The 10,949-nt window shown below is 69.7% G+C and carries 5 protein-coding genes and 2 pseudogenes; all 7 read left to right on the top strand.

Going from position 1 to position 10,949, the window contains the following annotated elements; all coding sequences use genetic code 11:
* The first annotated feature begins 723 nt into the window (after nt 1–723).
* Nucleotides 724–1,092, top strand: a complete 369-nt coding sequence (locus tag ACPEE0_RS13220) for a hypothetical protein (RefSeq protein WP_424574619.1) — start codon at nt 724–726, stop codon at nt 1,090–1,092.
* A gap of 61 nt (nt 1,093–1,153) precedes the next feature.
* Nucleotides 1,154–1,857 (top strand): annotated as a pseudogene (locus tag ACPEE0_RS13215) (hypothetical protein).
* Nucleotides 1,854–6,297: pseudogene (locus ACPEE0_RS13210) on the top strand (FtsK/SpoIIIE domain-containing protein). Before ACPEE0_RS13215 ends, ACPEE0_RS13210 begins: the two co-directional pseudogenes overlap by 4 nt.
* Before the next feature lie 279 nt (nt 6,298–6,576).
* Nucleotides 6,577–7,029: a hypothetical protein gene (locus ACPEE0_RS13205; protein WP_424574618.1), complete on the top strand. Its 453-nt coding sequence runs from the start codon at nt 6,577–6,579 to the stop codon at nt 7,027–7,029.
* Nucleotides 7,030–7,170: 141 nt separating this feature from the next.
* Entirely contained in the window at nt 7,171–7,791 is a 621-nt protein-coding gene (locus ACPEE0_RS13200) for a hypothetical protein (RefSeq protein WP_424574617.1), read from the top strand.
* Nucleotides 7,792–7,828: 37 nt separating this feature from the next.
* Nucleotides 7,829–10,117 carry an NAD-dependent DNA ligase LigA gene (ligA, locus tag ACPEE0_RS13195; protein WP_424574616.1) on the top strand — a complete coding sequence of 763 codons (2,289 nt, stop codon included), beginning with the start codon at nt 7,829–7,831 and terminating at the stop codon, nt 10,115–10,117.
* Nucleotides 10,114–10,923, top strand: a complete 810-nt coding sequence (locus tag ACPEE0_RS13190; RefSeq protein ID WP_424574615.1) for an inositol monophosphatase family protein — start codon at nt 10,114–10,116, stop codon at nt 10,921–10,923. The genes ligA and ACPEE0_RS13190 overlap by 4 nt, the downstream gene beginning before the upstream one ends.
* Nucleotides 10,924–10,949 lie beyond the last annotated feature (26 nt).

Genomic DNA, 10,949 nt, shown 5'->3' with positions numbered 1-10,949 from the left:
CCTTCGTGCTGCCCGGGGCGGACAACTCCCAGCGGGAACTGATCAACAGGATCAGCAACACACCCCTGCCCCGCCTTGGCCGGGCCGATGTTCCGGAATCGCTGGAGCTTGCCCTCGCCACGGCCATGGCCAAGTCGCCACAGTCCCGCTACTCGTCCGCACACGCGTTCGCCCTGGCCCTGCAGCGCATCCAGGCCGAGCTGAACCTGTCCGTGACTCCCTTCGAGGTACTCGAGGAGCCGCACCACGAGGACAGCCACCCGGACGAAGGCGTCGAGGAGACGCGGGTCCGCAGCATCGCCGCCATCGACCCGGAACGGACGGGCAGCGCGCCCACCTTCCCGGCACGCACCCGGCCCCAGCCCGCTTCCGCCGGACCGGCCCCCCGATTCTGCCGCCACCGCTGCCCGGCAGCAGTTTTCCACCGACGCCGGGACTCGCTCCGGTGCCGGGACAGGCACCGCCGCAGCGCCCGACGGCGGCCCGCAGGACTGGGCGCAGGCCACGGTCCTGCGCGGCAACCAGGGCCACACCGGCCCGGCAGCCCCGCCCGCCCATGCTGCGGAGGCCGGCTACACGGGTGCAGCCGACGCCACTATCCAGCGGGGGACCACGCCGCCGCCCGAAGCGGACGACCCTACAGCGGCACAGGCTCCCGACCACGGCAGGCGCAACCTCTGGCTGGCCATTTCCGGCGGCACCCTGCTTGCCCTGGCCGCCGTCGTGGGCCTGGTGGTGGCCAACGCCGCCCCGGAAACGCCCCGGGCGGCCGAGACCCAGCAGGCCAGCAAGCCGCCGGCGGACGCCCTGGACAACGGCACCGTGCCGGATGTCGCGGGCCTCAAGGGAGTTGTGGACGCCGAAGGGAAAGCAACGTTCACCTGGGAGAACCCGCAGCCCAAGGACGGCGACACGTACAAGTGGCGTGTCTACGCGGTGGGGGAGAGCAGCGAGTACCAGGCCACCACGGGGACCACTGTCCAGGTGGCGCTCAACCCTGCCGTGCCCACCTGCCTCCAGGTGATGATCGTCCGCAGCGACGGGGCATTCTCCCCGCTGGAGGATGACTCCATCGCCTGCATCAACAAATGACCCGGCACAACGGACCGGCGATCCTGTTCACGCGGGGACTGCCCGGAAGGAGACACGGAACATGGGGGATCTAGCAATAGATTTCTGTGGGGAATGGTACGAACCGTCGGACGAGGACGTTTTCAACATCGGCCGCGAAGGCGATTTGGAAGTCGACGATAACCCGTACCTGCACCGGCAGTTCCTGCAGGTGGCCCGCTACGACGGCATCTGGTGGCTGAGCAACGTGGGCAGCATGCTGTCCGCCACGGTCGCGGATGCCTCCGGCGGCATGCAGGCTTGGCTTTCGCCCGGGCCAGGATCCCGCTGGTGTTCAGCCATACCAACATCATCTTCACAGCCGGACCCACCACCTACGAGTTCGCCGTGCACCTGAAGACCCCGTCCTTCCGCCAGGAGGCGCGCGAGGGCGGCGTCAGCGGCGACACCACCATCGGGCCGGTGGTGTTCACCGATTCCCAGAAGGCCCTCATCGTGGCGCTCGCCGAACCCATGCTCCGCCGGGAAGGCACGGGCTTCAGCGCCATCCCGTCGTCGGCCGCGGCAGCCAAGACCCTGGGCTGGGCACTGACGCGTTTCAACCGGAAGCTGGACAACGTGTGCGACAAACTTGACCGCGTGGGCGTGGCGGGGCTGCGCGGCGGCGGCGGCAAGCTCGCCACCAACCGCCGCGCCCGGCTGGTGGAGCATGCCGTGACCTCGCACCTCGTGACGCCTGACGACCTCTACCTCCTGGAGAAGATGAGGGGCGTGGACGAAGGATGAGGATCCGGCTGACCCTCCGCCGCGAGCCGGCCGAGGCCAAGGACCTTGCCGTCACCGTGGACGGCCTCGCCACCGTGGCGGACATCGCCGCCGTGCTGTGGGCCGCGGACCCGGAGCGCAAGGGCATCCCCCGCGCCGGACAACCTGTCCCTGCGCATCGACGAGGCATTCGTGGGCGCCGGGATCAGCGGCAATGTCCTGACCCGCACGGACAACCTCCTCGAATCCGGCCTGCGCCCCGGCTCCGTCGTTTCGCTGGCCCAGGTCAGCGAACAGTTCCACGAACCCGGAACCAGCCGCGGCCCCGCCGCGGCGACCCTGCGCGTGCTGTCAGGGCCCGACGTCGGACGGGAATTCCCGCTGCCCACCGGCACCAGCTACATCGGCAGGGACCGGGACGTGGACATCCGGCTCACGGACCCCCTGACCTCCAAACGCCACGCCCGCATCACCGTGGGCGAGGGCGTGGAGATCGTTGACACCAACTCCGCCAACGGGCTCCTGATGGACGGGCTCCCCGTCACCCGCGCAACCCTGAACTCCTCGGACACCGTCACCCTGGGCGACACCACCGTGACGGTGGTTCCGCTGGGCCACAACCATGCGGCAGCGCCGACGTCGCCCATGGTGGACTTCAACCGCTCACCGCGCGTGGTGCCCCGGTTCGAGGAACCCAAGCGGGTGGTGCCGGCCGGGCCGAAACGCCCGGAGGACCAGCCCTTCCCGTACATCATGCTGATCGCCCCGCTGATGATGGGCGCGGTCATCTTCGCCGTGACGCGCAACGCCCTCTCAGTGGTGTTCATGCTGATGATGCCGCTGTTCATCGTGGGCCACTACGTCGACCAGAAGATGCGCAACCGGCGCCTCCGCAAGGACGGGCTCAAGCATTTCCGGGCCTCGATGGCGGCATTCCGTGAGGACATCACCGAGCTGCAGAAGGTGGAACGCGCCGTCCGGATGCAGGAGGCGCCCTCGGTCAGCGACACCGTGGACGCCATCTACAAACTGGGCCCGCTGCTGTGGACCCACCGCCCGGAGCATGCCTCGTTCCTGGGACTGAGGTTCGGCATGGGGACGGCGCCCTCGCGCCTGCAGCTGGAGGAGCCGTCCAACAACGACACCGAGGTCGAGTACACGCGGGAGATCCAGGACTGCCTGAAGCAGTTCCGGGACATCGAGGGCGTCCCGGTGGTGTCCCAGCTGCGTACCTCCGGGTCCCTGGGCATCGCCGGCGCCCGCGGCCTGGTGGACGATGTTGCCCGCGGCATGGTGCTCCAGCTGGTGGGCCTCCATTCGCCGGCGGAAGTCATCCTGACCGCAATCACCTCCGCCCAGTCGCGGGAACGCTGGAACTGGCTCCAGTGGCTGCCCCACGTTGGTTCCGGCCACAGTCCGCTCTCCGGCGACCACCTGGCCGCAGGGTCCGCGGGAGGGTCCTCGCTCCTGGCCCGCCTTGAGGACCTGCTCGACGCGCGGGAAGCCGCCGCCAGGCGCTCCGGCCCGGACCTGCGGCCGGAGGTGGATCCGGCCAAACACGAGGTGGACGCGCCGGTGCTGCCGTCCGTGCTGGTGATCGTCGAGGACGACGCGCCCGTGGACCGGGGCCGCCTCACCCGGCTCGCCGAGCGCGGACCGGACTCCGGCGTCCACGTGCTCTGGGTGGCCACGGACATCCAGGCCCTTCCGGCGGCCTGCCGCGACTTCATGGTGGTGGACGGCGACCACGGCACCACCACCGGGCAGGTCCGCCTCGGCCGGCACACCTACCCTGTCAGCTGCGAAAGCGTGGACGCCGAACTCGCCGGGCAGCTGGCCAGGATGCTCGCTCCTGTCGTGGATGTGGGCAAGCCCGTCAACGACGACTCCGACCTTCCGAGGGCCGTCTCCTACGCCACCCTGATCGGCAAGGACTTCCTGGACAACCCGCAGGCCGTCGCCGAACGCTGGACCGAGAACAACTCCGTCCACGCCACCGCCGTGGCCAACCGCAAGGACAACGGCACGCTCCGCGCCCTGGTGGGTTCCAAGGGCGTCGAGCCGCTCTACCTGGACCTGAAGAACGAGGGCCCGCACGCCCTGGTGGGCGGCACCACCGGCGCCGGCAAGTCCGAGTTCCTGCAGTCCTGGGTCATGGGCATGGCGGCCGCCTACAGCCCGGACCGCGTCAGCTTCCTGTTCGTGGACTACAAGGGCGGTGCCGCCTTCGCGGACTGCATCAACCTTCCGCACACGGTGGGGCTGGTCACGGACCTCTCGCCGCACCTGGTGCGCCGCGCCCTGACGTCCCTCCGCGCCGAACTGCACTACCGGGAGCAGCTGCTCAACCGGAAAAAGGCGAAGGACCTGCTCGCGCTGCAGCGCGAGGCAGACCCCGAGGCTCCGCCGTACCTCATCATCATCGTCGACGAATTCGCGGCGCTCGCCAATGACGTTCCCGAGTTCGTGGACGGCGTGGTGGACGTTGCCGCGCGCGGACGGTCCCTCGGCCTGCACCTCATCCTGGCCACCCAGCGGCCCGCCGGCGTGATCAAGGACAGCCTGCGGGCCAACACCAACCTCCGCGTGGCCCTGCGCATGGCCGACGAGGACGACGCCACGGACATCCTAGGTGTCCCCGACGCCGCCTACTTCGACCCCGGGATCCCGGCCGCGGGGCAGCGAAGACCGGACCGGGTAGGATACAGGGTTTCCAGACCGGCTACGCGGGCGGCTGGACCACCGACAAGCCTCAGCGGCCCCAGATCGACATCGTCGAAATGGCGTTCGGGTCCGGACCCAGCTGGGAACCGCCTGCCCCGGAAAAGCCGGTGGTGGCCGAACCCGCGGGGCCGAACGACATCGCCCGGATGACCGCGAACATTGTCCGGGCCGCCGGCACCCTGGGCATCCGGCCGCCGCGGAAGCCGTGGCTGGACGAACTGGCCAAAACCTACGACTTCTCCAGGCTGCCCAACCCGCGCACCGATGAACGCCTGCTGCTCGGCGTGGCCGACGACCCCGCCCGGCAGGACCAGCCCACGGTCTTCTACGAGCCGGACAAGGACGGCAACATGGCCATCTACGGGACGGGCGGTTCCGGAAAGTCGGCCGCCCTCCGCGGGATCGCCATCGCCGCCGCGGTGACGCCGCGGGGCGGGCCCGTCCACGTGTACGGCATCGACTGCGGCTCGTCCGGGCTGAGCATGCTGGAAGAACTGCCCCATGTGGGCGAAGTCATCGACGGCGACGACGTGGAACGCGTGGGCAGGCTGCTGCGCCTTTTGCGCGACATCGCGGAGCAGCGCTCTGCCCGTTTCGCCGAAGTCCGGGCCTCCACCATCGTGGAGTACCGCAGGCTGGCCAACCGGCCCGACGAAAAGCGGATCTTCGTCCTGGTGGATGGCATGTCCGCCTTCCGGGAAGCCTACGAACACAGCAAACTGTCCGGGCTGTGGGACATTTTCCTGCAGTTGGCCACCGACGGCCGTACCCTGGGCATCCACCTGGTGGTTACCGGAGACCGGCCCAACTCGGTGCCGGCGTCCCTGCTTGCCTCCATCCAGCGCCGCCTGGTCCTGCGCCTGTCCTCCGAGGACGACTACATCTCCATGGACGTGCCGCGCGACGTCCTCAATGCCGGCTCGCCCCGGGCCGCGGACTGCTGGACGGGCTGGAGGTCCAGCTGGCCGTGCTCGGCGGGAACTCCAACCTTGCCCTGCAGGCGCGCGAGGTGCACAAGCTCAGCGAGGCAATGCTGCGCCAGGGCCTGGACACCGCACCCGGCATCGAACGGCTCCCCGAACAGGTGGACCTGGACGTCCTGCCGGCCGGCAGTCCCGACATGCCCGTCATCGGCGTCGACGACGAAACCCTGGAGCCGGCGGCGGTTATGGCCCGCGGGCCGCTGCTGCTGGCAGGTCCTCCCGGCGCCGGCCGGACCGTGGCGTTGGTCACCCTGGCCTACGCCCTCCGCCGGTCCAATCCGGATACCGAGCTGATCTACCTCGGATCGCGGCGTTCCGCCGTCGCATCGCTGCCCCTGTGGAACCGGTCCGTCGTGGGGCCCGACGACCTGGCCGAAGTGGTGGAGGAGCTGGTGGAGCATTCCTCCGGCAACCCGGGCAGGCTGGCCATCTTCATCGAGGGGCTGACCGAATTCACGGACACGCTCGCCGAATCAGGCGTCGCCCAGCTGGTCACAGCCTCCATCAAGGCTGACCAATGGGTGGTGGGCGAATCCGAAACGTCCACCTGGTCCTCTGCCTGGCAACTCGCCCAGCCGTTCAAATCCGGCCGGCGGGGCCTGCTCCTCAACCCGGGCGACATCGAGGGCGACAGCCTCCTGAACACCTCCCTGGGCCGGGTCAGCCCGGAATTCATCCCCGGCAGGGGCTACGTGGTGGGACGTGGAAAAGCCCGCAAAATCAGGTGGCGCTGCCGCCGGAAAACCGCGACTAGCACGCCTTACGCAGGAGGGCCGCACATTCGATGGATTTGCGGCCCTCCGGCGTGTTGTAGAAGACTGCTGGGAGACCAGAAAGCCGCAGACGGGGACTGCGCGCACCGAAAGGTATCCATGACCCCGTCCACTCCGCTGATCCGCGCCGCCTCGGCAACAGCCACCGCAGCCGTCCTGGCACTCTCGATAACGCTGCCCACAGGGGGCGCCGCACTGGCAGAATCCCCCGAACCGACAGGCTCGGAAACCTCCACCACTGCCCCCGGCTGCGGACAGGAATGTGCGCAGGAACCCACAGAAACCTGGACCCGGAAGCGCGCCCCACCCGGACGGCCAAGCCCGGGGACGATCCCACGGAAACGGCCGCACCCGATCCCGCGGCGCCCGCCGCGCCCCGGACCGCAGCCCCCTCCACGCCGGCCGCGAACCCTGCGGCCCCCACTGCCTCCGTGGAACTGATGCCGGCCGAGCCGGCTGCCGAACCAACGGAAACCGGGGCGTCAGCCACTCCGTCCGCCACGGCCCCCTCAAGCGGTACGCCGTCGTCGTCCTCAAACTGGAACACGCCCGTCACCCGGTCCGCGAAAGCCACCCAGGCAGCCGCTGTCACCCGGCAGGGCGCGGAGTCCGACGGTGCCAACCTCCCGGCCGTCGCCGCCGGAGTGCTCCTGGTGGGCGCCGGCGGGGGAGCGTTCGCCTGGTGGGGCAGGAACCGCGTCCGCGCGCACTGACACCTGCCGGGCAGCAGGCGGGCGGCCGCCCGGGCACAGTCCAGGGCAGGGCGCGGATTTGCGGCCCCGGGTCCGGCTGTAGAAGACTGCCGGGGACACCAGAAAAGCCGCGGTGGGGACTGCGCGCATCGAAAGGTAGCAATGACCCCGACTTTCCCGGCCCTCCGCGTTGTGTCCACCACCGCAGCGGCATTAGTCCTGGCCATGGCCTTCCTCTTCCCGGCAGGACCGGCAGGTGCCGATTCCCCCGAACCATCGCCTGCCACCACACCGGGAACGGACGCCCCGGCCGAAGACTGCGGCCTTGTGTGCCTGCCCGTCCTGGGCGGCGGCAGGCCGGAGCCCACCGGCGCTGAACGCCCCACCCAGGCTCCGGCCGAGGCCCCTGCGCAGCCGGGAAATCCCGCTGCGGAAGCACCCGCCGGGCCCCAACAACCCGCTGCATCCCCGGCCACCGCGGCGCAGGCCGCCGTGTCCTCCGAGACGGATGCAACCGAAGACGCGGCACCGGAGGGAGCAGTCACAGAAACTGCCGCCGCGGTCACCGGCTCCGCGGCGCCGGCCGTGGCGTCCGGAGCGCCGGACTGGAATACGCCCATCACCCGGTCCGCCACCGCAACCCGGGCAGCCGGCATAACCCCGGCCGCCGGACCCGGCGCCGGAGGTCCCGAGCTGCTTCCCATCGCAGCCGGTACCTTGCTGATGGGAGCAGGCGGTGCGGCCTTCATCTGGTGGGGCAGGACCCGCCTCCGGGCGCACTAACCGGCGTCCTGTCACACGTGTAAGGCAAGATAGGTCTGTGAGCACAGGACCAGGCCCCGCAGAAAAGACAGCCCCCAGGAACAGCAGCCCCGGCAGCCCGGACGCCATCCCTTCGGACTCCCTCCGCGAGGAATACGAGAACCTGGCGGACCTCGTCCGGAAGTACCGGTTCGCCTATTACCAGGAGGATGCGCCCCTGGTATCGGACGCCGAGTTTGATACCCTCTTCCGCCGCCTCGAGGAGATTGAGGCGCTCCACCCCGAACTGGTCGCCAACGATTCACCCACCCAGGAAGTGGGCGGCGAGGTGTCCGCCGCTTTCGCGGCAGTCGAGCACCTGCAGCGCATGTACAGCCTGGAAGACGTCTTTTCCATCGATGAGCTCGAAGCCTGGCTGAACAGGGCGGAGGCAAGTATCGAAAAGCTTGGCGACGGCGCGGCCAGGGCCGCCTGGCTCACCGAACTCAAGATCGACGGCCTGGCCGTCAACCTGCTGTACCGGGACGGGAAACTGGTCCGGGCAGCCACCCGCGGCGACGGAACAACCGGCGAAGACATCACCCACAACGTGCTCACCATCAAGGAAATCCCGCAGCAGCTTGAGGGCGGGGGCTTCCCGGCAGAGATGGAAGTCCGCGGCGAGGTGTTCATCCCGTCCAAGGAGTTCGCGGAATTCAACGAGGCACTGATCGAGGCGGGCAAGGCGCCGCTGGCCAACCCGCGCAACGCCGCCGCCGGGTCGCTCCGCCAGAAGGACCCGGCCGAAACCGCCAAGCGCCCGCTGAAGATGTTCGTCCACGGCATCGGCGCCCGCGAGGGGCTTGAAGCCCGCAGCCAGTCCGAAACGTATGACCTGCTCAAGGGCTGGGGCCTGCCCGTCAGCCCCTACTTCGAGGTGCTGGAAAGCCGCGCGGACGTCCTGGCGTTCATCGAAAAGTACGGCGCCCAGCGCCACAAACTGCTCCACGAGATCGACGGCATCGTCATCAAGGTGGACCACTTCGCCACCCAGCGGGCCCTCGGCTACACCACCCGCGTGCCGCGCTGGGCCGTGGCCTACAAGTACCCGCCGGAAGAAGTGCACACCAAGCTCCTGGACATCCAGGTCAACGTCGGCCGCACGGGCCGGGTGACCCCCTTCGGCATGATGGAGCCGGTTAAGGTTGCCGGCTCCACCGTGGAGATGGCCACCCTGCACAACCAGGACGTGGTCAAGGCCAAGGGCGTGAAGATCGGCGACATCGTCGTCCTCCGCAAGGCCGGGGACGTCATCCCGGAAATCGTGGGCCCGGTCTTGGCCCTGCGAGACCAGCAGGACCCACCGGTGCGGGACTTCGTGATGCCCACCGAATGCCCCTCCTGCGGCACGCCCCTGGCCCCGGCCAAGGAGGGCGACGTGGACATCCGCTGCCCCAACGCGAAATCCTGCCCTTCCCAGCTCCGTGAGCGGGTGTTCCACCTCGCCGGCCGCGGCGCGTTCGATATCGAGGCGCTTGGCTGGGAGGCCGCCATAGCGCTGACACAGCCGGCCGAGCCGGAGGTTCCACCGCTCACCTCCGAGGCAGGCCTGTTCGACCTGGCCCCTGAGGACCTCGCTCCGGTGAAGATCCGCCGCGAGAAACGCTCCAAGGGCGTGGGCACCGGCGAATACGAACTGGTGCCGTACTTCTACAGCAAGGGCACGGCCAAGTCGCCGTCCAAGCCCACGGCCACCACGGAAAAGCTGTTCAAGGAACTGGAAAAGGCAAAGGCCCAGCCGCTCTGGCGCGTCCTGGTGGCGCTGTCCATCCGGCACGTGGGGCCGCGGGCTTCACGGGCGCTCGCGCAGGCCTTCGGCACCATGGACGGCATCCGGGCAGCCTCCGAGGAGGACCTTGCCCACGTGGACGGCGTCGGGCCCACCATCGCCGCGGCGCTCAAGGAATGGTTCGCGGAGGACTGGCACCGGGAGATCGTGGACCGCTGGGCTGCGGCAGGAGTCCGGATGGCGGACGAACGCGACGAATCCACCCCGCGCACCCTCGAGGGCCTCACTGTGGTGGTCACCGGGTCCCTGCCCAATTTCAGCCGGGACGAGGCCAAGGAAGCCATCCTGGTCCGGGGCGGAAAGGCCGCAGGCTCGGTTTCGAAGAATACCAGCTACCTGGTGGCCGGCGAAAGCGCCGGCACCAAGCTGGACAAGGCCGAACAGCTCGGGATTCCGGTGCTTGACGAGGACGGCTTCCGGCAACTGCTGGAAGGCGGCCCTGACGCGTTGGCCGGTGATGGTGCGGGGGCGCCGGCAGGGACGGAAACCGACGAGGACACCGTGGAGGCAACGGCATGACCACCCCTGCAGAACTTCTGGTTGTGGCAAAGGCCGCCGCCGCGGCCGGAGCCGAGGTGCTTGCCGCCAGGAACGGGGACACCCTGGCTCCCAGCAACAAGGGCGCCGCGGGGGACTGGGTCACCGCGTTCGACGTCGCTGCCGAGAACGCCGTCCGCGGGGTCATCCAAGCGTCCCGCCCGAACGACAGCATCACCGGCGAGGAACACGGAACCACCCGGCCCGAGGCGCCCAGCGGCTACCGCTGGTCCATCGATCCACTGGACGGCACCACCAACTTCATCCGCAACATCGTCTACTACGCCACGTCGGTGGCGGTTGCCGATGCCGACGGCGCGTGGCTGGCCGGCGTGGTCAACGCCCCGGCGCTGGGCCGCACCTACTACGCCTCCCGCGGCCAGGGCGCCTGGCTGGAGGAGGGCGGCAGGGTCACCCGGCTGGAGGGGCCGGTCCCCGGCCGGAAGGGGCAGATCCTGGCCACCGGCTTCAGCTACGATCCTGCGGTCCGCGCGGACCAGGCCACCGCGCTGGCAGGCCTCATGGACGGGTTCGCGGACGTTCGGCGATTGGGTTCGGCCGCCCTGGACCTGTGCATGGTGGCCGACGGCACCCATGACGCCTACGGCGAGCGCGGGCTCAACGAGCACGATTTCTCCGCCGGTGCGCTCATCGCGGAAGAAGCCGGCTGCTGGGTGCGGCGGCCGCGGCTGGCCAGTCCGCTCGACGGCGGTCCCTCGGATGCCGAACGGCTGGACGCCTGGACCTGCGCCGCCGGCCTGGAGCTGTCCGGCAAGTTCCCGCTCTAGGCGGACCCGGGCAGGCGGCCCGGCAG

Source organism: Arthrobacter sp. SD76 (assembly GCF_049726125.1).
GTDB lineage: Bacteria > Actinomycetota > Actinomycetes > Actinomycetales > Micrococcaceae > Arthrobacter > Arthrobacter nitrophenolicus.
This window is presented reverse-complemented; position numbering and strand designations above follow the sequence as displayed.

What these genes read in the sequence shown, in the direction of transcription:
- ACPEE0_RS13205 (WP_424574618.1), top strand. Translation starts at nt 6,577, where the DNA reads ATGTGCGCAGGAACCCACAGAAACCTGGACCCGGAAGCGCGCCCCACC.
- ACPEE0_RS13200 (WP_424574617.1), top strand. Translation starts at nt 7,171, where the DNA reads ATGACCCCGACTTTCCCGGCCCTCCGCGTTGTGTCCACCACCGCAGCG.
- ACPEE0_RS13190 (WP_424574615.1), top strand. Translation starts at nt 10,114, where the DNA reads ATGACCACCCCTGCAGAACTTCTGGTTGTGGCAAAGGCCGCCGCCGCG.